The sequence below is a fragment of the Brevundimonas naejangsanensis genome, from assembly GCF_003627995.1.
Lineage (GTDB): Bacteria > Pseudomonadota > Alphaproteobacteria > Caulobacterales > Caulobacteraceae > Brevundimonas > Brevundimonas naejangsanensis_B.
Genome location: NZ_CP032707.1, coordinates 2471945 through 2496145, shown reverse-complemented (window position 1 = coordinate 2496145; position 24201 = coordinate 2471945). Strand labels below are relative to the sequence as shown.

Annotated in this window: 23 protein-coding genes; 9 read left to right on the top strand and 14 right to left on the bottom strand. The window is 65.7% G+C overall.

Annotated features, from left to right (window positions below; translation table 11 throughout):
* Window positions 1-36 precede the first annotated feature (36 nt).
* Window positions 37-3210 carry an efflux RND transporter permease subunit gene (locus D8I30_RS11745; RefSeq protein ID WP_121482906.1) on the bottom strand — a complete coding sequence of 1058 codons (3174 nt, stop codon included), beginning with the start codon at window positions 3208-3210 and terminating at the stop codon, window positions 37-39.
* The gene (locus D8I30_RS11740; RefSeq protein WP_121482905.1) at window positions 3207-4412 is read right to left on the bottom strand and encodes an efflux RND transporter periplasmic adaptor subunit; all 1206 of its coding nucleotides are present in this window, start codon (window positions 4410-4412) and stop codon (window positions 3207-3209) included. The genes D8I30_RS11745 and D8I30_RS11740 overlap by 4 nt, the downstream gene beginning before the upstream one ends.
* A gap of 506 nt (window positions 4413-4918) precedes the next feature.
* Here D8I30_RS11740 and D8I30_RS11735 point away from each other — a divergent pair.
* From D8I30_RS11735 to D8I30_RS11720, 3 genes are all read left to right on the top strand, one after another.
* Window positions 4919-5182 carry a glutaredoxin family protein gene (locus D8I30_RS11735; RefSeq protein ID WP_121482904.1) on the top strand — a complete coding sequence of 88 codons (264 nt, stop codon included), beginning with the start codon at window positions 4919-4921 and terminating at the stop codon, window positions 5180-5182.
* A gap of 11 nt (window positions 5183-5193) precedes the next feature.
* On the top strand, window positions 5194-6621 hold the full coding sequence (locus tag D8I30_RS15130; RefSeq protein WP_430804823.1) for a 2Fe-2S iron-sulfur cluster-binding protein: 1428 nt from the start codon (window positions 5194-5196) through the stop codon (window positions 6619-6621).
* Between the two features lie 94 nt (window positions 6622-6715).
* Window positions 6716-9055 carry a heavy metal translocating P-type ATPase gene (locus tag D8I30_RS11720; protein WP_121482902.1) on the top strand — a complete coding sequence of 780 codons (2340 nt, stop codon included), beginning with the start codon at window positions 6716-6718 and terminating at the stop codon, window positions 9053-9055.
* A 91-nt stretch (window positions 9056-9146) separates the two neighbouring features.
* On the opposite strand, the gene D8I30_RS11715 is transcribed toward D8I30_RS11720, so the two are convergent.
* From D8I30_RS11715 to D8I30_RS11690, 6 genes are all read right to left on the bottom strand, one after another.
* Entirely contained in the window at window positions 9147-9533 is a 387-nt protein-coding gene (locus tag D8I30_RS11715) for a copper resistance CopC family protein (protein WP_121482901.1), read from the bottom strand.
* Window positions 9534-9552: 19 nt separating this feature from the next.
* Window positions 9553-11025 (bottom strand): copper resistance protein B, encoded by a 1473-nt coding sequence (locus D8I30_RS14840; protein WP_240387234.1) that lies wholly within the window; start codon window positions 11023-11025, stop codon window positions 9553-9555.
* Window positions 11022-12836, bottom strand: coding sequence for a copper resistance system multicopper oxidase (locus tag D8I30_RS11705; RefSeq protein ID WP_121482899.1), 1815 nt, complete (start codon window positions 12834-12836; stop codon window positions 11022-11024). Before D8I30_RS11705 ends, D8I30_RS14840 begins: the two co-directional genes overlap by 4 nt.
* A gap of 161 nt (window positions 12837-12997) precedes the next feature.
* The gene (locus tag D8I30_RS11700) at window positions 12998-13552 is read right to left on the bottom strand and encodes an RNA polymerase sigma factor (RefSeq protein WP_121482898.1); all 555 of its coding nucleotides are present in this window, start codon (window positions 13550-13552) and stop codon (window positions 12998-13000) included.
* 7 nt (window positions 13553-13559) lie between these two features.
* The gene (locus tag D8I30_RS11695) at window positions 13560-14000 is read right to left on the bottom strand and encodes a Spy/CpxP family protein refolding chaperone (protein ID WP_121482897.1); all 441 of its coding nucleotides are present in this window, start codon (window positions 13998-14000) and stop codon (window positions 13560-13562) included.
* Complete coding sequence (locus D8I30_RS11690; RefSeq protein ID WP_121482896.1) at window positions 13997-14278, bottom strand: hypothetical protein; 282 nt, start codon at window positions 14276-14278, stop codon at window positions 13997-13999. The genes D8I30_RS11695 and D8I30_RS11690 overlap by 4 nt, the downstream gene beginning before the upstream one ends.
* Window positions 14279-14419: 141 nt before the next feature.
* On the opposite strand from D8I30_RS11690, the gene D8I30_RS11685 reads away from it, so the two are divergent.
* A complete protein-coding gene (locus D8I30_RS11685; protein ID WP_121482895.1) occupies window positions 14420-15154 on the top strand; it encodes a PepSY domain-containing protein in 735 nt (244 codons plus the stop codon).
* Between the two features lie 9 nt (window positions 15155-15163).
* Here the strand turns inward: D8I30_RS11685 and copD are convergent, their stop codons facing one another.
* From copD to D8I30_RS11670, 3 genes are all read right to left on the bottom strand, one after another.
* Window positions 15164-16069, bottom strand: coding sequence for a copper homeostasis membrane protein CopD (gene copD, locus D8I30_RS11680; protein WP_121482894.1), 906 nt, complete (start codon window positions 16067-16069; stop codon window positions 15164-15166).
* Between the two features lies 1 nt (window position 16070).
* Window positions 16071-16406 carry a copper homeostasis periplasmic binding protein CopC gene (gene copC, locus D8I30_RS11675; RefSeq protein ID WP_240387233.1) on the bottom strand — a complete coding sequence of 112 codons (336 nt, stop codon included), beginning with the start codon at window positions 16404-16406 and terminating at the stop codon, window positions 16071-16073.
* 121 nt (window positions 16407-16527) lie between these two features.
* Window positions 16528-17016 carry a DUF411 domain-containing protein gene (locus tag D8I30_RS11670; RefSeq protein ID WP_121482892.1) on the bottom strand — a complete coding sequence of 163 codons (489 nt, stop codon included), beginning with the start codon at window positions 17014-17016 and terminating at the stop codon, window positions 16528-16530.
* 762 nt (window positions 17017-17778) lie between these two features.
* Between D8I30_RS11670 and D8I30_RS11660 the strand changes: the two genes are divergently transcribed.
* Both D8I30_RS11660 and D8I30_RS11655 read left to right on the top strand, forming a co-directional pair.
* A complete protein-coding gene (locus D8I30_RS11660) occupies window positions 17779-18180 on the top strand; it encodes a DoxX family protein (RefSeq protein WP_240387232.1) in 402 nt (133 codons plus the stop codon).
* 19 nt (window positions 18181-18199) lie between these two features.
* Window positions 18200-19156, top strand: coding sequence for a cation diffusion facilitator family transporter (locus D8I30_RS11655; protein ID WP_121482891.1), 957 nt, complete (start codon window positions 18200-18202; stop codon window positions 19154-19156).
* Between the two features lie 125 nt (window positions 19157-19281).
* Here the strand turns inward: D8I30_RS11655 and D8I30_RS11650 are convergent, their stop codons facing one another.
* Window positions 19282-19728 carry a MerR family transcriptional regulator gene (locus D8I30_RS11650; RefSeq protein ID WP_121482890.1) on the bottom strand — a complete coding sequence of 149 codons (447 nt, stop codon included), beginning with the start codon at window positions 19726-19728 and terminating at the stop codon, window positions 19282-19284.
* 187 nt (window positions 19729-19915) lie between these two features.
* Between D8I30_RS11650 and D8I30_RS11645 the strand changes: the two genes are divergently transcribed.
* Window positions 19916-20470: an SMI1/KNR4 family protein gene (locus D8I30_RS11645; RefSeq protein ID WP_121482889.1), complete on the top strand. Its 555-nt coding sequence runs from the start codon at window positions 19916-19918 to the stop codon at window positions 20468-20470.
* Between the two features lie 108 nt (window positions 20471-20578).
* Window positions 20579-21199, top strand: coding sequence for a DJ-1/PfpI family protein (locus D8I30_RS11640; RefSeq protein WP_121482888.1), 621 nt, complete (start codon window positions 20579-20581; stop codon window positions 21197-21199).
* Window positions 21200-21300: 101 nt separating this feature from the next.
* Here D8I30_RS11640 and D8I30_RS14590 read toward each other — a convergent pair whose 3' ends face one another.
* A complete protein-coding gene (locus D8I30_RS14590) occupies window positions 21301-21768 on the bottom strand; it encodes a hypothetical protein (RefSeq protein ID WP_205570710.1) in 468 nt (155 codons plus the stop codon).
* Between the two features lie 105 nt (window positions 21769-21873).
* Between D8I30_RS14590 and D8I30_RS11630 the strand changes: the two genes are divergently transcribed.
* Complete coding sequence (locus tag D8I30_RS11630; protein ID WP_162938892.1) at window positions 21874-22494, top strand: ankyrin repeat domain-containing protein; 621 nt, start codon at window positions 21874-21876, stop codon at window positions 22492-22494.
* 289 nt (window positions 22495-22783) lie between these two features.
* Here the strand turns inward: D8I30_RS11630 and D8I30_RS11625 are convergent, their stop codons facing one another.
* Window positions 22784-24160, bottom strand: a complete 1377-nt coding sequence (locus D8I30_RS11625; RefSeq protein ID WP_162938891.1) for an alginate export family protein — start codon at window positions 24158-24160, stop codon at window positions 22784-22786.
* Window positions 24161-24201 lie beyond the last annotated feature (41 nt).

The window sequence follows — 24201 nt, the reverse complement described above, 5'->3', positions numbered from 1 at the left end:
GGCGGCGACGGATGGAGGCCCTTGGAGACCCTGGGATCAGTCCGGCGCGACCGCTGGCGCCGACACGGCGCGGGGTGTTGCCCGCATCGCGAAGCGGCGAACGGCGACGTAGAAGACCGGCGTCAGGATCAGTCCGAAGAGGGTCACGCCGATCATGCCCGCGAAGACGGCCACCCCCATGGCCTGGCGCATCTCCGCACCCGCGCCTGAAGCCAGGACGAGGGGCACGACACCGGCGATGAAGGCGAGCGACGTCATGAGGATCGGTCGCAGGCGAAGCCGCGCCGCCTCAAGCACGGCGTTGAGCGGATCGACGCCCTCGTCTTCCCTGGCCCGCGCAAACTCCACGATCAGGATCGCGTTCTTGGCGGCCAGACCGACGAGAACGACAAAGCCGATCTGGGTGAAGATGTTGTTGTCTCCCCCCGAGAGCCAGACGCCCACGATGGCGGACAGAAGGGCCATCGGCGCAATCAAGAGGACGGCCAGCGGCAGCGACCAGCTGTTGTACTGAGCTGCCAGAATGAGGAAAGCCAGCAGCACCGCCAGAGGGAAGACGAACATGGCGGTATTGCCGCCCTGCTTCTCCTGGAACGTCAGATCGGTCCACTCATAGGTCATGCCAGGGGGGAGGGTTTCGTCAAGAATCCGCTCGATAGCCGCCGTGGCCTGGCCCGAAGAATAGCCCGGCGCCGGACTGCCGCTGATGTCAGCCGAGGGATAGCCGTTGTAGTGCATGACCCGATCAGGCCCTGAACTGCGAGTGATGGTGACCAAGGCCGAGAGCGGAATCATCTCTCCAGCGCCGTTACGCACCTTCAACTGACCGATGTCCTCGGCCTGCTCGCGGAAGGGGGCGTCGGCCTGCACCATGACGCGGTAGGTTCGACCGAAGCGATTGAAGTCGTTGACGTAGACAGACCCAAGATTGATCTGCATCGTCTCGAAGACGTCCGATAGAGTCACGCCCTGTGCCTTGGCCTTGACGCGATCGACGCTGACCTGCAGCTGCGGAGCGTTGGTCTGGAAGCTGGCCAGCATGCCGACCAGTTCCGGCGTTTGCATGGCTTTGGCCATAACCGCCGCCTGCGCCTGGGCCAGCGCCTCGTAACCCAGGCCTGCGCGATCCTCGATCTGAAGCTTGAATCCGCCGAGAGCGCCAAGGCCGGGGACCGGAGGCGGCGGAAACACGCCGACGAACCCGTCAGGGATCTGGCTGAACTTGCCCATCAGCTTGCCGGCGATGGCGTTGGCCGTCAGCTCGGGGGTTGTCCGTTCGTCAAAGTCATCAAGCATGATGAACATCAGTGCGGAGTTGGGCAGATTGGCCCCGCCGTTGGACGACAGGCCCGGGAAGGCGACCACGCTCTGGACCCCGGGTTCAGCCATGGCCGTGTCCGACATTCGCTGGACGACGGCCTCTGTCCGGTCCAGCGACGCGCCGGTAGGAAGTTGGGCGACACCCACCAGGAAGTATTTGTCCTGCATCGGCAGGAAACCCGCGGGCACCTGATGGAAGCCCAGCCAGGTCAGGCCCAGGAAGCCCAGATACAGGATGCCGACCGCGCCGCTGGCGCGAACGACCCGACGTACCGACCAGACGTAGCGCTCGGACGACCTGTCGAAGAAACGGTTGAAGCGCGAGAAGAAGCCGCCGAACAAGCGATCAATCAGGCGGGTCAGTCGGTCCCGCTCGGTGACGCCAAGGTGAGGACGAAGCAGGACGGCGGCCAGGGCCGGCGAAAGCGTCAGCGAATTGATCGCCGAGAGGATCGTCGAAATGGCGATGGTCAGGGCGAACTGCCGATAGAACTCGCCCTGCAGGCCCGAGAGGAAGGCAGACGGGATGAAGACCGCCGCCAACACTGCGGTGATGGCCAGGATCGGTCCCGTCACTTCGTCCATGGCCGCACGCGCCGCCTCCTTGGGCGACTTGCCCAAGGCGATGTGCCGCTCGACATTCTCGACGACGACGATGGCGTCATCGACGACGATGCCGATCGAGAGCACCAGACCGAACAGCGACAGGGTGTTCAGCGAGAAGCCGAACAGATGCATCATAGCAAGCGTGCCCACCAGGGAGATGGGCACGGCGACGAGCGGAATAATGGACGCCCGCCAGCTTTGCAGGAAGAGCACCACCACCAGAACCACCAGCAGCGTCGCCTCGAGCAAGGTCACGGCTACGGACTTCAGGGAGGCGCGCACGAAGATCGTCGGATCATAGGCGATCTCATACGTCAGGCCCTCGGGAAAGTCGGTCTTCAGGCGCTCCATGGTCGCGCGCACGGCCTTCGAGCCATCGAGCGCGTTGGCGCCTGGGCTTTGCAGGATCTGCATGGCCACGGCGGGTTGGCCGTTCAGCAGGCTGCGCATGGTGTAGGCGTCCGAACCCATCTCGATGCGCGCCACGTCGCTCAGCTTGACGGTCTGACCTTCTTCACCGGCCTTCACGACGATGTCGCCGAACTGTTCAACGGTGGTCAGCCGCCCCAGGGCGTTAACGGAAATCTGATAGGCCGAGCGCGCGTCCGGCTGCTGACCGACCGAACCGGCGGCGACCTGGACGTTCTGTTCGCGGATGGCGGCGACGACATCGCTGGCCGTGAGCCCCATGGCCGCGACCTTGGCCGGGTCCAGCCAGACGCGCATGGCGTACTCTCCCACCCCGCTGATCAGGACATTGGCCACGCCGGGCAGACGCGCCAGTTCATCCCGGACGTTCAGGGCCGCATAGTTGGAGACGTGCAGGGGGTCGTAGCGCTTGTCCGTGGCCCGCATGTGCACCACCATCAGGACATCGGGAGAGGTCTTGTCGGTGACCACCCCGATCTGCTGCACTTCCGGCGGAAGGCGTGGCAGGGCCCGCGCCACCCGGTTCTGCACCTGGATTTGCGCAAGATCCGGATCCGTCCCCTGTTTGAAGGAGATATTTATCGACATCCGGCCATCACTGGACGCCTGGGAGCTCATGTAGAGCATGTTCTCGACGCCGTTGATGGCCTGCTCGAGCGGCGCGGCCACGGTTGCCGCGACGATGTCGGGGCTCGCCCCCGGATAGGCAGCCGTGACCTGAATCATGGGCGGCGTCACGGCCGGGTATTCGCTCAGCGGCAGGCGCAGCAGAGCGAGCCCGCCTGCAATCAGCATCAGCACCGAAAGCACGACCGCGAAGATAGGGCGGTCGATGAAAAAGCGGGGAAACCTCATCGCACCGCCTCCGCTGCAGGCGTCGCTGCGCGCGCGGCCGGCGCGGTTGCTGCGGCAGGAGACTGCATGGACGTGCGCCGCGGCGTAATCTGCATGCCGGGGCGCACCAGCCCCTTGATGACGATCGTTTCACCGGGCTCCAGCCCGCTCTCGACGACGCGCAGACCGTCCACCACACGGCCAAGGCTGACGGCGCGGTACTCGACCTTGTTCCCTGTCCCCAGGACCAGAACATAGGTCTGGCCCTGATCCGAGCCGACGGCTTGGTCGTCTATGAGCACCGCCTGTTGCGGGGCGGCGGTATCCAGTCGGATCCGCGCGAACAGCCCCGGCGCGAGTCGGCCTTCGGGATTGGCGATCACCGCGCGGGCCCGCACCGTACCCGTGCCGCGATGGACCTGCGCGCCGATGAAGTCGAGCACGCCTGTATGAGGATAGCCCTCTTCGTTCATCAGGCCGATGCGCACCGGCAGTTGCGCCGTGGTGCGACCGGCGCTGTCCGGACGGGCCCGGGCGACGAAGTCGAGATAGGTCGCTTCATCAATGTCGAAGTAGACTTGGAGGGGGTCTACGGAGACGATCGTCGTCAGCACGGTCGCGCCCGCCGTCGCCACATTGCCTTTGGTCGTCATGATGCGGTCGACACGGCCGCTGATGGGCGCCGTCACGCGTGTGTAGGAGAGGTCCAGACGCGCCGCATTCACGGCTGCACGGGCCGCCTGCACCTGGGCCTGCCGTTCACGTTGCGTCGACCGGGCCGTCTCCAGGCTCTTCACCGAGACCGCGCCATTGGGGGCCAGACTTTCCGCGCGGCCAAGATCCGCGTCAGCCTGCGTCAGTTGGGCTTGCGCCTGCAACAACTGGGCCTGGGCGGCTTCGAGCGCGACCTGGAACGGCCTGGAATCCAGCTGGAACAACAGCTGACCGCGGCGTACGAACCCGCCCTCGGGCACACTGACGCTCTGGATCGGCCCGCTGACCTGGGGCCGAAGGTCGACCGCTTCCGGCGACGCCAGACTGCCGGTGAACTCGGCGGCCGGCGCAACTTCGCGGGTAATCACCTGTGCGACGGGGACCGTCGGCGTCCCCGGCGCAGCGGCCGCGCCCTGCGCGAAGGGGGTGTCCTGGACCACGTAGATCAGGCCAGCGCCGATCAGGAGGCCTCCTGCTGCGACCACCGCAGCTTTCTTCGATATTCGCATTCGTTCCGATCCTGAGGAGCGCCGCGAATTCCGGCCCGATGCCGGGGTGCTCTCCTACCGATCAACGGCTGGTGCCAGCTACAACCCTTGTAAGGTCAAGCCTCCCGACTTCGTTGGCACGCGCCCTTTCCGCCAGTCTGCGAATGCGCGCAGGCGGAACCGATGACGCCAAGGCCGGCCTGCCTCACAGGGTGGACCACTCCGGCAAGGTCGCCGGCCTGTCCTACACCCCGAGCTGAAAATCCGAATGCCTAGGAGAGGCTGACCGGCGAAGGCTGCGATCACGACCCAACTGCACACGGGCCGGCGATCGACGCATGCGCCGCATCTGACCGTCGCCAATACCCGTGGCCGCTTTCGAAATGCCTGTCTCGGGGCCGGAGCGAAGCCCCTTGACCTTACCAGTGCTGGAAGCTCGACCCTTGGCCGAACAATGGTTGCGTCGCCGATAGTTCGAAAAGCGATCGGCGCGCCTACAGCCGTGTCACCTTGAAGAAGGCCCCGCCATGATCGACGCCCCGCCCCACGTGCTCATCTACACCACCCCGACCTGTCCCGACTGCCACGCCCTGAAACGGTGGCTTACCCAGCAGGGCGTCGCCTATGAAGAACGCGATCTGACCGAACCGCAGATCGCCGAAGAGGCCAAGGCCCGCACGGGCGTGCGGGTGGCGCCGATCACCTTGGTCGGCACAGAAGTCTTCTACGGCACATTCCCGAGCCAGAAGCCAGGTCTGACCAAGGCGCTCGGTTTGACGAAAAACGCCTGAGGACCGGTGTGATGACGGTCAATCGCATTGACATCCGGCTGGTCGGGATCAGCCTTGAAGCGTCGCCTGGCCAGACCCTCCTGGAGGCGGCGCTCGCTGCCGGCGTGGCCTATCCTCATGGTTGCAGGTCGGGACGCTGCGGCTCATGCAAGTCTAGGCTGATTGAAGGCGAGATGGATTTACTCCCACATTCACGCTTCGCCCTCAGCGAGGAAGAAAAGGCCCAAGGCCTGATCCTGGCCTGTCGAGCGCTTCCTCTTACGGATGCGGCCGTGGCTTGGCTAGACAGCGACGAGCCTGACGCCGCCCAACCCTCAAATCGTATGAACGGCGTCGTGACCTGGCTTGAGGACCTGACCCATGACATCAAACTGGTTCGAATCGTCCCCGAGAACGCAACGCCCTTGCACTTTTCCGCCGGACAGTATGCGCACGTCAGCTTCAAGGGCGTCCCCTCCCGCAGCTATTCCATGGCCAACCGCCCGGGCGGCGATAGCTTGGAATTCCACATTCGCCGCGTCCCGGGCGGCGCTACCTCAGAGCATGTGCATGACGCCCTGAGCCCCGGCGACCAGGCCCAGCTCGAATTCCCGCTCGGTTCCTCCGCTCTGCGCCGAGACCATTCAGGTCCCATCCTGTGCCTGGCCGGCGGCTCGGGGCTCGCGCCCATCAAGTCGATTGTCGAAACCGCCCTCGCTCACGGAATGGATCAGCCGGTTCACGTCTACTTCGGAGCTCGAGCCGTGCGCGACCTCTACCTTGTCGAACATTTCCAAGCCCTCGCCAGAAAGCACGCCAACCTGACCTTCACGCCGGTTCTGTCCGAAGGACCGTCCGCGCAGTATCGGAGCGGATACGTGACGCAGGCCTTGGAGCAGGATCTCGCCGACCTCGCTGGATGGAAAGCCTATGTCGCCGGACCGCCGCAGATGGTGGATGCGGCCATGGAGGCGACCTTTGCACGCGGCCTGCAGAGGGAGGATATGCACGCCGACGTCTTCTATACCCCCAGGAGCCCCTCACGTAGGTTCGCCCCTGGCCACTGCGGCCCAAAGATAAGGCCCGCCGCGAGTTCCTCGCGGCGGGCCTTTTTCAATCGCAGCCTCGGCCCAGACCTGGACCGCTGTTTCTCAGCCCGCGACTGCGGGATACCCGGCTTCTTCGAGAACCTGAAGAACGGCCGCCATGGTCGCCGTCGTCTCGACCTTGACCATGCGAGAGGCAGGATCGGCCTCGATCCTGGCATTCAGGTCGAGGGATTGGATCGCCCGGGTTACGGATCGGGCGCACCCCCCGCAGGTCATCTTCTCTATTCGGAGTTCCATGAGATTTCTCCTTGTCTGGGTCTCATGTCGCTCAAGCTGGGGCATCCAACCGTGTCAGGGTCAAGGGAATCCAGCGAGAAAACCTGTGTTGACCCTAGCCGTCTCGGGCGATGACTACCGGCCTGGCGGATTTCTAAGCGTGCCGGTGGCGCCTGTATTCGCTCTCCGGATTGGTCCAGTATTTCCGCAAAGCAATCTGGATCGAGATATGGAACACCTTCACGCCTCTTCGGACCAAGCTGCTCATAACGGGTCGCACAGCGCCCGTGATCCGGTTTGCGGCATGTCGGTCGATCCGCATTCAACCCCGCACAGGGCGGACAATAGCGGCCGCACCTACTATTTCTGCTCTGCGGGATGTCAGGCGAAGTTCCTGGCCGAGCCTGATCGATATCTCAACCCCGTGGCCGCCGCAGAAGCCGAACCGGCGCCCGAGGGGACGATCTATACCTGCCCTATGCATCCGGAGATCCGGCAGGTCGGGCCGGGGTCCTGCCCGATCTGCGGCATGGCGCTGGAGCCGGTTCTGGTCAGTCTCGAAGCCGAGCCGAACGAAGAACTCATCGACATGACGCGGCGGTTCTGGATCGGGCTTGTGCTGGCGCTGCCTGTGGTGGTGCTGGAGATGGGCGGGCACTTCCTCGGCCTGAACCATGTGATCGGCCAAGGGATTTCGAACTGGCTGCAGCTTGCGCTCGCGACGCCCGTGGTTCTCTGGGCGGGCTGGCCGTTCTTTCAGCGCGGCTGGCGATCGCTCGTCACCCGCAAGCTGAACATGTTCACCCTGATCGCCATGGGCACGGGAGCGGCCTGGGCCTACAGCGTGGTGGCGACGCTGACGCCCAACGTCTTCCCTGACGCCTTCCGGCAGCCGGGCGGTTCGGTCGCCGTCTATTTCGAGGCGGCGGCGGTCATCACGGTCCTGGTGCTGCTTGGCCAGGTCCTGGAGTTGCGCGCCCGCGAGAGCACCAGCGGCGCGATCCGCGCCCTGCTTGATCTGGCCCCGAAGACGGCCCGGCTCATTCGCGGCGACGGGACCGAAGAAGAGGTCCAGCTCGATTCGGTGCAGGTCGGCGACCGACTGCGCGTGCGTCCTGGCGAAAAGGTGCCCGTTGACGGCGAGGTGGTCGAAGGGCGCAGCGCCGTGGATGAATCGATGGTCACGGGCGAGTCCATGCCGGTGACCAAGGACATCGGCGCGACGGCGATCGGGGGGACCATGAACCAGTCCGGGGCGCTGGTCATCCAGGCCAAGAAGGTCGGGCGCGACACCATGCTGTCGCAGATCGTCCAACTGGTGTCCGAGGCGCAGCGCTCGCGCGCGCCGATTCAGCGGCTTGCCGATCTGGTGGCGGGTTGGTTCGTGCCGGCGGTCATCGCCGTCGCCGTCCTGGCCTTCATCGCCTGGTCGGTCTGGGGGCCGGAGCCGCGCTTCTCCTTCGGCCTGGTCGCGGCGGTTTCGGTTCTGATCATCGCCTGTCCTTGTGCGCTTGGACTGGCCACGCCGATGTCGATCATGGTCGGCGTCGGGCGAGGCGCGCAGGCGGGCGTCCTGATCAAGAACGCCGAGGCGCTTGAGCATATGGAAAAGGTCGACACGATCATCGTCGACAAGACGGGCACGCTGACCGAGGGCCGGCCGGCCGTCACAGCCATCGTCGCCGCACCGGGGTTCACGCAAGAGGAAGCCTTGCGTCTCGCCGCCAGCGTGGAACGGGCCAGCGAGCACCCGTTGGCGCTCGCCATCGTGCGGGCGGCCGAGGAGCGTGGCGTCACGACCGCGCCGGTCGCCGATTTCGACTCGCCGACCGGCAAGGGGGCGCTGGGGGTAGTCGACGGCCAGCGCATCCCGCTCGGCAATGCGAAATTCCTTGCTGAACAGGGCGTCGACGTGGCGCCGCTGGCTGAAGAGGCCGACCGGCTGCGCGAGGATGGAGCGACGGCGATCTTCATGGGGGTCGATGGCCGCGTCGCGGCGATCTTCGCCATTGCCGACCCGGTCAAGGCCTCGACGCCCGAAGCGCTAGCGGCGCTGAAGGCGCAGGGAATACGAGTGGTCATGCTGACCGGCGACAACTGGACGACGGCGAAAGCCGTGGCCCGCCAGCTCGGCATCGACGAGGTCGAGGCCGAGGTTCTTCCTGATCAGAAGAGCGCCGTGGTGCAGCGGCACAAGGCGGCAGGCGAAGTCGTCGCGATGGCTGGAGACGGGGTCAATGATGCGCCCGCCCTTGCCGCCGCCGATGTCGGCATCGCCATGGGCACAGGCACAGACGTGGCGATGGAGAGCGCCGGGGTCACCTTGCTCAGGGGTGATCTGACCGGGATCGTCCGGGCGCGGCAGTTGTCGGGCGCGGTCATGCGCAACATCCGACAGAACCTGTTCTTCGCCTTCATCTACAACGCGCTGGGCGTGCCGGTCGCGGCGGGCGTGCTCTACCCCGTCTTCGGCATTCTGCTGTCGCCGATCATCGCCGCCGCCGCCATGGCGCTGTCCTCGGTCAGCGTGATCGCCAACGCCGCGCGACTGCGAAGCGTGAAACTGTAACGGCAGGCCGCCGACGCCATCTCCCGGGTTTCGGTGGACGAGACATGAGCGCCCAAAGCGCCCGAGGCCGGAGCCTCGGGCCGCGCCCTTCCTAGTGAACCATGAAGCTGACGGTCCCGGTCATCCGGTGGCCGTCCGGCGCCTCTGCGGCCCACGTCGCCCGATAGATTCCGGGCGCGAGACGCGGCAAGGGGGCGCCGACGCTCAGAGCGGCGGGCGCTTCCGGGGCCGTGACCACAATCGGCGCCTGGCCCTCCATCGTCAGGGTGACGGTCCTGAGCATCATCGGATGGGGGAAGGTCACGTTGAAGCGCTCCGGCGAGCCGTGCGTCATGGCGCCGTCAGCGGGGTTGGTGACGATGCCCGAGGCGGCTGATGCCTGCGGGTGCATTCCGGCGTGGCCGGAGTGGGGATCCTGCGCGAAGGCCGCGCCGGCGGTGAGAGCCAGCGCAGTGGTGAAAGCCAAGGTGCGCATCATTGTCAGCTATCCTTCAGTGTTAGAACCAGGCCTTGAGGCCGACCACGAAGCGCGTGTCCTCGGGATCCTGGCCGCGGGCCTTGGCGTAATCGGCCGTGTCACCCAGCGAGCGGCTCCACTCGACGCCGACATAGGGGGCAAACTCCTTGCGGATTTCATAGCGCAGGCGCAGCCCCGCCGTGACCGAGGTCAGGCCCGAGCCGAGCTCCAGTTCCGGGATGTCGCTCGCCGACATGTCCAGTTCGAGCGCCGGCTGCAGGATCCACTTCTGGGTGATGCGCTGGTCGTATTCGGCTTCGAAGCGGGCGGTCAGGTCGCCCTCGGTCGACAGGAAGGCGGCGGCGCCCATCTCGAACCAGTAGGGGGCCACGCCTTGGACGCCGACGGTCAGGTGGGTCGTGTCGTCGCCGTCGGGACGGATGTCCTGGCGCACGCCTGCCTGCAGATCCCAGAAGGGGGCGATGGCGCGGCTGTAGAGGGCCTGGAACTCGGCCTCGTGCAGCTTGCCGCCGAACTCGCCTTCGCCCTCGGTCTTCCACCAGAAGCGGTTGATGTCGCCGCCCGTCCAGCCCTGGGCTTCCCAGCTGTAGCCCTCGGCGCCGTCGCCGAAATTGGCTTCGATGGTGTCGATGAATACGGCGGTCGAGCGGATGTCGCCGTTCTCGGCCAGCAACTGCCTGCGCGCTGCAGCCATGACGTCCGGGTCGAACAGCAGGTCGGCGGCGTGGGCCGGGGCTGCGCGGGCCGCGGCGGGGGGCGGAGTCTCGACCATGCGGCCGCCGACGGCGTCCACGCTGGTCGGGATATTCGGATCGCCGCGTGTCGCGCTCATGTCATGACCGGCGTGGGGGTCGGCCTGAGCCGCTGGGGCCGGAGCCATGGCGTGGCCCGCGTGGGGATCGGCCGCAGCAGCGCTGTGTCCGGCATGGCTGCTCATGTCGTGTCCGGCGTGCGGGTCGGCCTGGGCCGCTGGGGCCGGAGCCATGGCGTGGCCCGCGTGGGGATCGGTCGCAGCAGCGCTGTGTCCAGCGTGGCTGCTCATGTCGTGGCCGGCGTGCGGGTCGGCCTGGGCCGTTGTGGCCGGAGCCATGGCGTGGCCCGCGTGGGGATCGGCCGCAGCAGCGCTGTGTCCAGCGTGGCTGCTCATGTCGTGGCTGGCGTGCGGGTCAGCCTGGGCCGTTGTGGCCGGAGCCATGGCGTGGCCCGCGTGGGGATCGGCCGCAGCAGTGCCGGGTCCGGGCTGACCGCTCATGTCATGGCCGCCGTGCGGTCCGGCCTGTGCGCTGGAGGCTGCGCCGTGCATGGGACAGGGCTTGCCGTCACGCATCATCGGGCAGTCGTGCGCGGGCTTGGCCGACGGAGTCGCCGCTTGAGCAGCGGGCGCGGCAGCGGGCGCATGTCCGGCATGTCCGGCATGGCTCTGGGCCAGGGCGGGGCCGCCCGCGGCCAGCATCAGCGGTGCGAGCGCAAGCGAGAGAGAGAGGGACTTCACGAGGCGGCTCCATCCAGCGGGCGAATGGTCACGACGTTGAACATGCCCGCGTGCATGTGCATCAGAAGGTGACAGTGGAAGGCCCAATCGCCGGGCGCGTCGGCGGTCAGGTCAAAGGTGACCTTGCCGCCGGGGGCGACGTTGACCGTGTGCTTCAACGGCTGGTGGCCGTCATGACCGTTCACCAGTTCGAAGAAGTGGCCGTGCAGGTGGATGGGGTGGGCCATCATGGTGTCGTTGACCAGGGTGACGCGCACGCGCTCGTTCAGCTCGAAGCGGATCGGCTCGACAACCTCAGAGAATTTCCGCCCGTCGAAGCCCCACATGAACCGCTCCATGTTGCCGGTCAGGTGGATCTCCATGGTGCGCGAGGGCTCGCGGCGGTCCTGGTTCGGCGTCAGCGAGACCAGATCGGCGTAGACCAGTACGCGGTGATCGACGTCATCCAGACCCTGGGGCCTGTCGGCCAGGCGGTTGGAGGGGGCGGGCGAAATCATGTCCACGCCGACGCCGACCGCCATGTCGGCCGGGGCGTTGTTCGGGTCGCGCATGTTGTGGCTCATGCCGCCGTGGTTCATCGGCGCGGCGGTTGCGGCCGCGCCCGCCGCCGTACCGTGGCCCATGGCCGCGTGGTCGGCGTCGGCAGCGCCGTGGCCCATGGCGCTGTGGTCCATTCCGCCATGATCCATGCCGCCCATGCCCATGTCCTTCATGGTCAGGTTCGGGACCTTACGCAGCGGCGGGACCTCGGCCGCCATGCCCAGGCGCGGCGCCAGCGTCGCCCGGCCCATGCCCGAACGGTCGATGGCCTCGGAGACGATGGTGTAGGCGCGATCCTCAGTGGGACGGACGATGACGTCATAGGTCTCGGCGACCGAGATCTGGAACTCGTCCACCTCGACCGGGCGCACGTTCTCGCCGTCGGCGTTGACCACGGTCATGGCCAGCCCAGGAATGCGGACGTTGAAGATCGACATGGCCGAGGCGTTGATGACGCGTAGCCGCACCCGCTCGCCGGGCCGGAACAGGCCGGTCCAGTTCTCGTCCGGCCCGTGGCCGTTGACGAGGTAGGTATAGGTCGAGCCGTTGACGTCCAGGATGTCGCGCGGGTCCATGCGCATGGAGCCCCACATCCGCCGCTCGGCCAGGTTCATGCGGTCGGATCCGTCCAGCAGACCGGCCAGGGTGGTCTTCTGCATGTTGAAGTAGCCGGGGCTCTTCTTCAGCTTGTCGAGGATCTCGTGCGGATGCAGGAAGCTCCAGTCCGACAGGACCAGGACGTGCTCACGGTCATACCCGACCGGATCGGCGCCCGCCGGGTCGATGACGATGGGACCATAGTGGCCGATCGCTTCCTGAAGTCCCGAATGGCTGTGGTACCAGTAGGTGCCCGACTGCTTAATCGGGAACTCATAGACGAAGGTCTCGCGCGGTTTGATGCCGGGGAAGCTGATCCCCGGCACCCCGTCCATCTGGAAGGGCAGCAGGAGACCGTGCCAGTGGATCGAGGTGTCCTCGTCCAGCGTATTGGTGACCGACAGCCGCACGTTCTGGCCCTCGCGCATCCGCAGCAGGGGCGCGGGCAAGAGGCCGTTGACCGTCACCGCGTGGCCCGTGCGGCCGCCGACGGTGAAGTCGGAGCGGCCCACCGTCAGGTCGATGTTCGGCCCCGTCAGCGTCGGCAGGTCGGCGCGCAAGCCAGCCGACCCCGTCTGGGCCCAGGCGGGCAACAGGCCCTGAAGGCCCAGGATGCCGCCGCCCAGGGCGGCGCCTCTCAACAGGGTTCGACGGTCCAGGGATGATGTCGCCATGTCGTTCAGATCTCAAGGTAGCCGTTCGCCAAGGCTGGCGCGCGGGAAAGAGGATGATGGTGATACGCGAAGAATGCGATGGCCCCTCGCCCCCCCTGTTGCGGCAGGGCGCCGCAGGCTCTGCCAAGGTCCAGACCTCTGGTTTTCGACGTGCGTCGGCCTCAACCCATCAGGGCCAGGTTCAGTTTCTGTCGCGCGCGGGCGATGCGGGTTTCCACCGCCTTGGGGGTGACGCCGAGGACTTCGGCGATCTCTGCGTGAGAGCGGCCTTCCAGGGCGGCCAGCAGAAGCGGCGCCTTCAGCGCGTCGGGCAGGTCGGCCAGGGCGCGATCAAGGTCGGCCATGCGGCGGCGGGCGTCCAGCCGTGCCTCGGCCTCGGGCGCCTCCTCGCCCACGGCCATGGCTTCGGGACCGTCCAATCCCATGACGCCGCGCACAATGCGGCGCACGGTCCGCTTTCTGCCCCAGTCGCGGCACTTGTTGACGGCGATGCTGCGCAGCCACGTCGCAAAGGGCCGCGTCGGATCATAGCGCCGGATGGCCAGCCACGCGGAGGCGTAGGTTTCCTGCAGTAGGTCCTGAGCCTCGTCCGCATCGCCGACATACCGGCGGACGAAGCGGTACAGCTCGCCGCTGGTCGTCGCCATCAGGGCGGAGAAGGCGCGTCGATCGCCCTGCGCGGCACGGATTTCGTCTGTGTCGTCGTCGGCCGCCACCCCGGGCTTACCTGGGCTCTTGCGTCAGGGCGCCGGCGATTTCCCTGTCAAAGACCCGAGCCTGTTCCGGCGTCAGCACCGCGCGCATCTCGAACACATGGGCGATGGTCGCTTTCTGAAGCGCGCCCATGGCGTCGTGGAAATGATCGACCGCGGCTCGCACCTCGGGGCTGTCGCCCTGGCTGGCGGCGATGGCCTGGGCCAGTTCGCGGTTGGCGGCGCGGACGTCGGCCTCCAGCGCTTCGCGCCGAACGGCGAAGCGGGCCTCGATCTCGTCCAGGCGGATGTCCTGTTCGACCGTGAGGTCCAGCTTCTGATGCACGATCTCATGCAAGCCGGGCGTCTCATGCCGTTGCATCATCCAGCCGGCGCCCAGCCAGGCTCCGCCGGCGCTGGCCAGGCCCGCCAGGACCACGGTCAGGGCGATCGACTTCCAGTTCGAGCTCATCCGCCAAACTCGACGCTCGTCATCGGCGACAGGCCGGCCGAGACGCTGAAGACCTGAATGTCGGACGGCCGGGGCTTGAAGGTCTGGCCGAGGACGCCGCCGTTGGTCACGCCGACCAGCAGCGCGAAGGCCAGGACGGCCAGGCGCACCTGACCCTGGCGGCGCTGCGCCTGCCGCTCCTCTATGCGCCGCCAGACGCGGCCTTCCAGCCCAGTCAGGTGCGCCGCTTCGTCGCTCGAAAGCGGCGTCGCCAGCATGCGCTCGATGTCGTCGGTCATTGCAAATCCTCGCGGCCCCGACGGTGGATACGCGCCCCGTCGTTCCTTCCCTTGAAAGCGCATGAGGGGGCGCGCGTCGATAGGCGTATAGGGTTCATTCGGCCGTCGCGGCCGCTGCGCCTTGAGCTTGAGGGGGAAGCGATGAAGGTTCTGCGTTATTCAACCCAGATTCATAAGTGGGTGGGCCTGGCGGTGGGGCTGCAGGTGTTGTTCTGGGTCGCGGGCGGCCTGGTCATGACCGCCATTCCGATCGAGACCGTGCGCAGCGAGCACCGTCTGAAGGCTGCGGCGCCCGCCGCCTTGCCGCTGGATCAGGCCTTGCCGTTGGCCGAAGCCGCGCGTCTGGCCGGCGTGGCGCCCGCGCGCGCCGAGTTGAAGACCACGCAGCGCGGGCCGGCCTGGGTCCTGACCCCGCTTGAGGGCGCGCCCGTCACCGTGGCCGCTGCGACCGGCCGGCCCTTCACGGCCATGACGGCGGACGAGGCCTCGGCCCTGGCGGTCGCGGCCTATCGAGGCGAGGCGGCGCCCAGGCCGGCGGTCCTGCTGGATCAGGCGCCGAAGGAGACGGGGCGCGAGGGGCCGATCTGGCGCGTGGACTTCAACAACGCCGAGCGCACTACCTTCTATTTGTCGCCGCAGACCGGCGAGGTGGTGACGCGGCGCTCGGCGGTCTGGCGCTTCTACGACTTCTTCTGGCGGCTCCACATCCTGGACTTCGAGGACGGCGACAACTTCAACCACCCCTTACTGATCGGCCTGACGGCCCTGACGCTCAGCATCGTGGTAACGGGCTTCATCCTGCTGTGGATCCGCCTGGCGCGCGACTTGAAGACCGTGCGGGCGGTGCGGGCGGCCCGCCGCAAGGCCGCCCTCTAGGACCCGTCGCTACAGGGCTGCGGGTGGCGGCAGCGTTCCCATGACCGCGATCACGGCCAGAATCGCCAAGGCCACAGCGAACTCGACCGTCAGGCTCTTCTTCAGATGGGGAAGCGCCTGACCGGCGTCCCTGGCCATCAGAGGCGCGAGGCGAAAGCGGTGGACCGCCGCCAGGCCGACCATCAGGCCGAACAGGACAAGTTTGATCATCAGAAGATCGCCATAGGGGCTGGTCCACAGTTCAAGCGCCTTCGACGGCCCGACCAGGAAGGCGCTGTTAATCAGGCCGGTCACGACCAGGGCGCCGACCGCCGCCGTGCCGACCCCGGCGAAGCCGGTCAGGCTACGCGCCACGCTGGCGTCCCAGGAGGGATTGCTGGACGGCCGCCGACCTATCAGGACGGCGAAGGCGGCCAGGGCCCCGATCCAGATGGAGGCGGCCACGGCGTGGACCACGTCCGAGATCAGATGCACCGCATGGCCCGCGCCTTCGGTCGCCGCGCCGTGGCCGGTCCAGGCGAAACTAGCCGAGACGATGACGCCCAGCAGCGTCAGCACGCTCCACGTCGGACGACCGGGCCGCAGCAGCAGGGTCGCCCCCAGGGCCAGGGCGGCCGCCAGCGTCCGCACCATCAGCGCCTTGCCCAATCCCATGCCTGTGACCATGAACGCCAGGGAGGCGGGCTTGACGGCTTCATTCAACGACCCGGCCATCATTGCGGTCTGGGCCAGCAAGGCGGCGGGCGCGGCCACAGCCAGCGCCGCCGCCGCCCAGATCAGGACCTGACGCGGCCAGCGCAGCTCCAGCGACGCGACGGCCCGCTGACTGTAGAGCATGAAGGCGGGCAGCCCCAGCAGCAACGCCCCGGCGGCGTACTGCACGCCGCGCAGGACGACGATCCAGATGTCGACCATTTCAGCGGACGGTGAAGTCGTAGCGGCCGGTCATGCGGTGGCCGTCTTTGGAAGCGATGCGCCAATTGACGACATAGGCGCCGGCGGGCAGCGGCCGCGCCAGCGTCCCGGTCAGGGTCTTGCCGTCCTGTGAGACAGCGACCCTGGTGGCGACCTTCGCGCCCGCGGCGTTCACGACGTCGAAGCCGGAAAAGGCCGCCACGGTCCGCTCGCTGAAGGTCAGGCTGATCGACCGGGGCGCGGACACGGCGGAACCGGGCGCCGGCGTCGCGCTGACGAGACGGGCGTGCGCCGCCGCCGGCCCGGCAAGGCTCGTCACAGCCGCTGCGACGGCCACGAAAGAGGCGAGGTTTGAATGACGCACGCGCAGTCTCCACAGTCTCTGGCCGACACTGGCCGCGATGTGATCTACGCGCCGGGCGCGCGCGTCCCTCACCATCTTAGGGGACCGCTTGCGGCTAGCGCGCTGCAGGCTCAGCGCCTCGGAACGTCATGAAGGGCGCGGTTCGACCCGCCCCAAAGCGCATGACGTCGTAGCGATCCGGAACATAGCCGGGCGCCTCCATGCCGGGCGACCCGATCGGCATTCCGGGCACGCCGATGCCTCGTGAGGCGCCAGGAGCCTTCAGGAAGGCGTTCACAGCGATGGCCGGGACGTGCCCCTCGATCACCTTGCCGTCGACCACGGCCGTGTGACAGCTCCAAAGAGATTCCGGCACCCCGAGTCGCGCCTTCACCGGGCCCAGGTCGTCGGTCGGGACGATACGAATGGCGTAGCCGGCCTTGCGGATGTGTTCGACCCAACCGCCGCAACAGCCACAGGAGTCGCTCTTGTAAACCGTCATCTCCGAGGCCTGGACGGTAGTGGGCAGGCCAGCCAGCACAAAGCCAGCGCTCCCCAGGAGGGCGGCGCCGACGGCGAGGGAAGTGATCTTCCGCCTGTCCATGCTCAATCCTCCCTTGCCGGATAGCCCGCGACATTCAGCGACCTCAGCCGACCCTGACGACTGGAACCGGTCGCGACCTTAATGCTGTGTGCCTGGATATCGGCCCTGATCGAAGCGGGGGCATCCACTGTATGGTTCGCCTTCTCAATGGAAGCGACACAGCCTCCGAATTTCATATCGGGAATCGACAAATCTATAAATCCGCACGGCGGGGCCGACATGAGGCAAACCTTTCAGCAGTAACCGTGGCCGGTCTAAACTTTGCCCCTATGGGAGAGTCAACCGTCTGCTTGAGCTTCGAGTTTTTCGAATGCGACCATTGGTCTTTAATGGACTAGTCAATCGCCCTAGGGCGAATGACTTTCGGACGCAAATGCTCGTGGTTCGGAGGGCAGGAAGCGGCGCGAAAGGGAGATGGCGAGGGGGTTGACCTGCCCATCGTTGGAAACTCCATTCCATGTCGGATGTCATAGCGGGAGCAGTTCCAATGGCCTCCATCATCGCCCTGCGGCCAAGTGTCGATGGGTCTTTGCCGAAAGGCGCCTCTGGTCTTGCCTGCGTCGGACGCTCGATGTTCGCGGCAGGCGACGGCCTTCTTGAACATGCGCCCGGGGCTGCTGCGCCTGCCGCATCTGTCGAGCGCGCCCGGACCCGGGCGGCCGGCGAGGCGTATAGCGCGACAGCTCTTCCAACACGTGTGTTGGAGGGCCTCGCCACGACCTGTTTCTCAACGCGACGTCGCATGCCGGAGGCTGAAAAGGCATGAGACATTGGCCCGAAACCTACCGAAACCTCGCAATTTGGACCCTGCAGGGCTGGCTGGCGATGTTCTTCCTGGCCGCCGGCTACGCCAAGCTGACTGAACCCATGAACATGCTGGTCATTCTCCTGTCATGGCCGGCCCAGGTTTCTCTGGAAATGGTCCGCGCCCTCGGTGCGGTGGAGGTCTTGCTGGCGATCGCAGTGGTGGCCCCGCTCTTCTCGCGGTCTTTGGGGCGCCCCGTACTTGTGTTGGCGTCGATGCTGATGCTGACGCTTGAGACGACGATGCTGGTCATCCATGTCGCCTATTTCGATTGGGGTCATGTGGCGACCAATGTTGGCTTGATCCTCATCACCGCCCCCGTTTTCATGCAGCGAACGCGTGAAGCTGCGCCCAACTGAGTTCCGGAAGGGGCATTCCATGTCGCACGCACACGCCTGTCATGATCATGCGGGCCACGATCACGACCACACGCCGGTCGTCACCCAGGGCAACGAGCGCAAGGTCCTTCTGTCGTTTGGCCTGATCTTCACCTTCACGATCGTCGAAACGGTCGGCGGCCTGCTTTCGGGCTCGCTGGCGTTGCTGGCGGATGCGGGTCATATGCTGGCCGACGCGGCGGCACTCGGACTGGCCTACCTCGCCTTCCGCTTCGGCCGTCGCTTGGCCGATGCCAGACGAACTTTCGGCTACCTTCGCTTCGAGGTGGTCGCCGGCTTCATCAACGCCATCACGCTTTTCGCCATTGTCGGGTGGATCGTCTACGAGGCGTGGCAGCGCTTTCGGGCGCCATCGGCGGTGCTGGCAGAGCCGATGCTGGCCGTCGCCATCGCGGGACTCCTTGTCAATGTCCTAGTGTTCTGGATCCTGACCCGCGGAGACGCCGAACATGTCAATATCAAGGGCGCCGCCCTGCATGTCATGGGAGACCTTCTGGGGTCGGTCGGAGCCGTAGCTGCGGCCATCGTCATCTCCCTGACCGGTTGGACGCCGATCGATCCGATTTTGTCCGTGGTGGTGTCCCTGCTCATCCTCGGCAGCGCCTGGAAGCTGCTTGGAAAGTCGTTGCACATCCTGCTGGAAGGGGCTCCCGACGACGCCACGCCGGATGCGGTCATCAAGCGGGCGAAAGAAGCGGTGCCGGGCGTCGCCGAGATCAGCCACGTCCACATCTGGTCCATCACCTCCGGTCGCTCCCTGGCGACCATGCATGTGCGGCCGACGCCGGAGGTGGACGCACGCACAGTGGTCCAGGCGGTGGAGCGACTACTGAAGACGGAGTTCAATATCGAGCACCCGACGATCGCGGTGGATTGGAATGAGGAGAGCGTCGCTTGCAGCCTCTCCTCTGCCCCGGTGTCGGCCGGCCACCGATAGAGGATTCGGCTCTCGGACTTGGACCTCCGCGACCACGATCGCCTCCCTGTCAGTTGCCAGTCTACGCTCTCAGCATCTCCTCGCGCCACAGCATCAAGAGCGGCCATTGCCACCTCGCCTGACATCTAGTCGGCCTGCCTGGGCCCCAGGGCCTCGATAATCAGGCAGGTCGAGATCGTGCCGTTGCGGCATTGGGATAGCAGAGCCGACAGTCCGCGGCGCAGGGCCTCCAGATCGGCGATCTTGCGTTCGACCTCGGCCAGATGCGCCCCTGCAAGTTCATCGACTTCGGCGCAGGACTGATCGCGGCGATCCGATAGAGCCAGAAGGTCGCGCACCTGTTCGATGGAGAAGCCCAGATCGCGGGCGCGGCGGATGAAGGAGAGGCGGTTCAGTTCCGCCTCGCCATAGGCGCGGCAATTGCCTTCGGTGCGAGCAGGCGCGGCCAGCAGGCCAATACGCTCGTAATAGCGGATAGTCTCGACCTTGGTGTCGGTCCGCCGTCCTAGTCGCCATCGGCCTTCCGGTGGCCGATCCGTTTCGCACAGGGTGTCGCCGCAGCAATTAGCCATGAGCGGATCGTGCACCCTGTAGTAGATACAGGGTCAAGCCCACCGTCGGGAAGCGCCAGGAGCGGCCATTCGCACCTGCGCCGAAAGCCGACATTCCGATCCTCGCGCGGACGTCCGCTTTTGGGCAGTGTGCCGAGGGCCAAGTTCGACCCGTTGCGGACATTGCCTGCCCGGCTAGGATCGAGGCATGAACCTTCTCTCATCGCTTGCGGCGGCCCTAATTGTGGGCATGACTGCGCCGTCCCCCGTTGAAGCAGCAAGCTGTGAGGTGGCTATGAAAAATGATCCAGCGGCTTGGCTTGGCGCTCTTAGTCAACGCTGGTCTCACGAGGCCTATCCACCAGTTGAGGTGCGTCCGGTCGCCTTGGAACGGGCGGAGAAGGCGTTGGCCTACACCTATCCAGGCTCCTATCGCAGCGCGGTCCTAACCATTGGCCTGCCGAGACCGACCGTCGAACTATGGGACGCAATAGACGATAGATCGGATCTTCCGCACCTGGGCGACTTCTTGACACCAGACGAGGCTGTCGAAGCTACCCGAGATTGGAGGCCGCTCGGTTATCCTGATGATCTGGCCCCTTTCGCGACCGATAGCTCGGGCAACCTGCTCTCGTTTCGCATGAAAGATCGCAGTGACGCCGTCTACATCTGGGATCATGATTTGGGCACGGTCGAGCAGGTCGCTCCGTCCTTTGCTGCATTGCTGGAGGCCTATTGCCGCCTGCCAGAGAGTGCGGGGTAGGTCCGCAAACCACTCTTTGCAGACGCTGAGAATGTCCGCTCTTGAGTCGGCAGCGTAACCCGGCAAACGTGCTGTCTCTTCATCCTCATCTCCCGAGCCAGGCCAGTCATGCAGATCGCGATCCTAACTCTTGACGGATTCAACGAGCTCGATTCCTTCATCGCAGCAGGCATCTTGAACAGGATGAAGTCACAGGGCTGGGCAGCCCACATCACCTGTCCTACGCCGGAAGTCACCTCGATGGCTGGGGTGACGATCCAGCGCCAGAAGCCGCTGGAGTTCTTGGCCGACGCCGACGCCGTGCTGATTGGCAGCGGGATCAAGACCCGCGATTACGCCGCCGACCCCACGTTCCTGTCGCTCCTCCCGCTGGACCCGTTTCGTCAGCTGATCGGCGCCCAGTGCTCTGGCACGCTTCTACTAGCCAAGCTGGGGCTGATCGGCGACCTGCCCGCCTGCACCGATTTGACGACTAAGCCTTGGGTCATTGAGGCGGGCATCAATGTCGTGGATGCGCCCTTCGCTGCCCATGGCAATGTCGCGACTGCCGGTGGCTGCCTAGCCTCACAATACCTTGCCGCTTGGATGATTGCGCGCTCGGCGACCCCGTATGACGCGGAAGAAGCCATCCACTACGTCGCGCCCGTCGGCGAGAAGGCGGAATACGTCCAGCGCGCGATGGCGGCAGTGACGCCGTTTTTGAACGCTGGAGAAATGCGGGCCGCATAATCCAGCATCATCCGCTTCCCACCCTTAAGCGAAATTCCGATCACGACCGAAGCGGACTTTTCCATTGAAAGATCAGGCAGGCTCGCGGAATTAAACGAAGCTCATTTTGTTGCCGTCAAGATCACGGACGTAGGCTCCATAGAAGTTGGGGCCGTATTGCGGGCGGGGCCAGGAGCGCCCTCGTCGCTTCCGCCATTGGCTAGTGCTGCTGCATGGGCAGCGTGAACTTCAGCCCACACTTTCGGATGATCGACCTCTGTCGCCATCGAGAAAATTTTGTCGAACCCATCCTCGTCGAAACGCGTTCCCCCAAACCTCACGTCTGCGCCATCGGCTATTTCCACGACCAACCGTAGATCACGATCATCCATCAAGCGCAGGACGTATTGAACGACTTCCTCGACAGTCTTGTCCGTCCTGAGAAAGAGTGCGTCCCGCCCGCCGTGCCACGCGGGACCTAGCTCGAAAGCCGCCCGAAGGGCTGCGAGGCGGCGCGAGCGGCCGTCATCTCGATGTCCACCGAGATCAAAATTTTCACCAGTTCCAAAACTCAGCATCAGTGTTTTCATGAGACGCCCCTCCGATTGGGACGGTCCGCTCGCGGGCGCATGACAAAACCTTAAGCTGGCAAGAGCGCGGTTTCTGTCATGTTGGCTCTCACTAGGGAGCTATGCATGTCCAAGTCGACGGGGTTTTCCAGCGGGGCAACGCTCCTCAGTGCTGCGGCGCTGGCTATTGTCATCGGCGGCATGGCGCTCAACGCTGCAGCTCAAAGCGTAGCCCCTACTGCATCAGGTGGTTGGCTCGTGGATGCGGCTCGAAACAGTGAAACGGAAGCTGCCCGCGTGTTTATCGCCCATGGAGCGGATGTTGATCATTTCCGTTCCGGCGACGGAACACCGTTGATTGTCGCAGCCGCAAAGGGCGACATCGCCATGGTCCGCCTGCTGTTGGAGCAAGACGCCAATGTCAACAAGCCAGCCGCTGGCGACGGGAATCCCCTTATCGCCGCCGCTGCACATGGCCATACAGAGGTGGTTGATTATCTCATCGCACAGGGCGCGGACGTAAACGCCATCGTCGTGGATGATGAAACTGCGCTGATCAACGCGGCAAGAGAGGGTCATCTTGAAACAGTTCGACATCTCGTCGCCAGGGGCGCGGACGTCAACTTGGCCGTTAGGGTCGATCTTCGATCCGGCGGCACAGAGTTACGCTCGCCGTTAAGTCAGGCGCATCGTAATCGCCATCATGACGTGTCTGCCTTCCTGATCTCACAGGGCGCGCGAAGATAAAGTCTCCTGAGGGTCGGTTAGCGACGAAGGTCCCCGGTCCGCAAGCGGACACTCAGGCGTGGCGACCATCCATCCCGAAAGCGGACTCTCGGATTGACCGAGATGAGTCAGGTCCGGCTATTCGCCCCCAAGCCTCATTTTGTGCATAGGGGCCATTCCGCGAAACGACACCCCCAGTTCGAATGCGCCGCACTCCCCTTCCGGCTGTCTCCGCAACCTCTCCCTGAAAATCAGGGTCTCACCCCGCTGCCTGGGTGAGACCCTGATGTATTCAGGAGATGCGGCCGCTCTAGAAACGGGCGGTGATGAAAACCGAAGTGTAGAACAGGTCTTCGCCGTCGCCGGTTTCCTTGAGGAAGTCGCCGGCCGAGACGTGGTTGACCATGAAGCCAGTGGAGACGTGGCGGCTCCAGTCGTAGTCGAAGCGGGCTGTGGTTCGGATTCCGACCTCTCGCGACTGCCCCTCATCGGCGCCCCGGATCAGCGCGGGCGCCAGGCTGTAGACGCCGTCGTCTCGTGACAGGCGGCGCAGGGCCGTCACGCCAAAGTTGGCGTTCAGCTTAGGGATCGGATTGAGGTTCAGGTTCATCCCGGCGTGGACCATGTTGGTATAGCCGAACTCGGGCGTGAAGGACTGACCGCGGCCCCACAGGGCGTCGAACCCCTGGGCCTTGTCGTCGGTCGGGTCGTCATCGCCCGAGCCGGCGTCGATGCGGGCGCCGATACGCGGCTTCCACGCTCCGGGCAGTTGATAGCCCGCCTCAAGCCCGACGAACCAGGCTTCGACATCCTGGCCCGTGGCTGTCTCGCCGCCCTGAAGCATGGCTTCGACGTCATAGGACAGGGCGTCCTTTTTCGCGGCGACACGAAGCGAATAGGTGTCGCGCTCGCCAATGAAGTCGGCGACGCGGGCCGTCTCCTGGTCGGTATGGATGTAGACGAACTCGATCTCGCCCTTGCCCAGAACGCCGTCCACCTTGCGCGCCGCGTGGGCGGTCAGGAAGGTGAAGTCGCTGTTGCTTTCGTTCGCCCAGGCGCCGTTCAGATCGCGCACCGTCTGGCCCCCGATCAGGCCCAGACGCCAGTCGCCCTGGGCGGCCTGGACGCGCAGGGCGTCATAGGCGCGACGGGTGTTGGGCCCGTTGCGCGGGTCCATCAGCCGCCCCTTGCCCAGCAGGATTTCCTGTCGCCCGCCGCGAGCGAAGAAGCGGCCGTCGTCGCCGTAGTCAGCCGCGTATTCAACGAAAAGCTGATGCCCCTCGATGTCGTTATGGTCGACCGGGTTGCGGGTCGGGACGTTGTCGCCATTGGTCCCGGTGGCCTGCAGTTCGCCATAGACGCGCAGGTTCGGCGTCAGGTTCAGGTCGCCCCAGAGGCGCAGGCGATGCTGGAAGTCGAACCCGTCATCCTCGACGCCTCGGCCGAAGTTCAGGTGCTCGCGGGTTTCGGTGCGCAGGCGCGCCTCGCCGCCCAGGGTCAGATAGGCCTGCCCTCCCACGGGGATGTATTTCAGCTTCGCCCACGGGGAGGTGCGCAGCGCCGGGTCGGCCAGATAGGAGAAATCGTCATCGTAAGGCAGGGGTGCGAAGACGACAGGCTGGGCCGCAGCATCCTGGGCGTGCGCCAGGGGGCCAGGGCGCAGGTCGCCAGGAGGCTCAGGGCGCACGGGGTCGCACGCCGCCAGAAGGTGGTCGCCATAGGGGTTTC

Bases quoted from the DNA above. Each gene is read 5' to 3' on its own strand.
- D8I30_RS11645 (WP_121482889.1), top strand. From the start codon at position 19,916: ATGAACCTTCTCTCATCGCTTGCGGCGGCCCTAATTGTGGGCATGACT.
- copD (WP_121482894.1), bottom strand. From the start codon at position 16,069: ATGGTCGACATCTGGATCGTCGTCCTGCGCGGCGTGCAGTACGCCGCC.
- D8I30_RS11690 (WP_121482896.1), bottom strand. From the start codon at position 14,278: ATGACCGACGACATCGAGCGCATGCTGGCGACGCCGCTTTCGAGCGAC.
- D8I30_RS11630 (WP_162938892.1), top strand. From the start codon at position 21,874: ATGTCCAAGTCGACGGGGTTTTCCAGCGGGGCAACGCTCCTCAGTGCT.
- D8I30_RS11660 (WP_240387232.1), top strand. From the start codon at position 17,779: ATGAGACATTGGCCCGAAACCTACCGAAACCTCGCAATTTGGACCCTG.
- D8I30_RS11720 (WP_121482902.1), top strand. From the start codon at position 6,716: ATGGAACACCTTCACGCCTCTTCGGACCAAGCTGCTCATAACGGGTCG.
- D8I30_RS11655 (WP_121482891.1), top strand. From the start codon at position 18,200: ATGTCGCACGCACACGCCTGTCATGATCATGCGGGCCACGATCACGAC.
- D8I30_RS11670 (WP_121482892.1), bottom strand. From the start codon at position 17,016: ATGGACAGGCGGAAGATCACTTCCCTCGCCGTCGGCGCCGCCCTCCTG.
- D8I30_RS11735 (WP_121482904.1), top strand. From the start codon at position 4,919: ATGATCGACGCCCCGCCCCACGTGCTCATCTACACCACCCCGACCTGT.
- D8I30_RS11695 (WP_121482897.1), bottom strand. From the start codon at position 14,000: ATGAGCTCGAACTGGAAGTCGATCGCCCTGACCGTGGTCCTGGCGGGC.
- D8I30_RS11705 (WP_121482899.1), bottom strand. From the start codon at position 12,836: ATGGCGACATCATCCCTGGACCGTCGAACCCTGTTGAGAGGCGCCGCC.
- D8I30_RS11715 (WP_121482901.1), bottom strand. From the start codon at position 9,533: ATGATGCGCACCTTGGCTTTCACCACTGCGCTGGCTCTCACCGCCGGC.
- D8I30_RS11640 (WP_121482888.1), top strand. From the start codon at position 20,579: ATGCAGATCGCGATCCTAACTCTTGACGGATTCAACGAGCTCGATTCC.
- D8I30_RS11685 (WP_121482895.1), top strand. From the start codon at position 14,420: ATGAAGGTTCTGCGTTATTCAACCCAGATTCATAAGTGGGTGGGCCTG.
- D8I30_RS14590 (WP_205570710.1), bottom strand. From the start codon at position 21,768: ATGAAAACACTGATGCTGAGTTTTGGAACTGGTGAAAATTTTGATCTC.
- D8I30_RS11745 (WP_121482906.1), bottom strand. From the start codon at position 3,210: ATGAGGTTTCCCCGCTTTTTCATCGACCGCCCTATCTTCGCGGTCGTG.
- D8I30_RS11740 (WP_121482905.1), bottom strand. From the start codon at position 4,412: ATGCGAATATCGAAGAAAGCTGCGGTGGTCGCAGCAGGAGGCCTCCTG.
- D8I30_RS15130 (WP_430804823.1), top strand. From the start codon at position 5,194: ATGACGGTCAATCGCATTGACATCCGGCTGGTCGGGATCAGCCTTGAA.
- D8I30_RS11650 (WP_121482890.1), bottom strand. From the start codon at position 19,728: ATGGCTAATTGCTGCGGCGACACCCTGTGCGAAACGGATCGGCCACCG.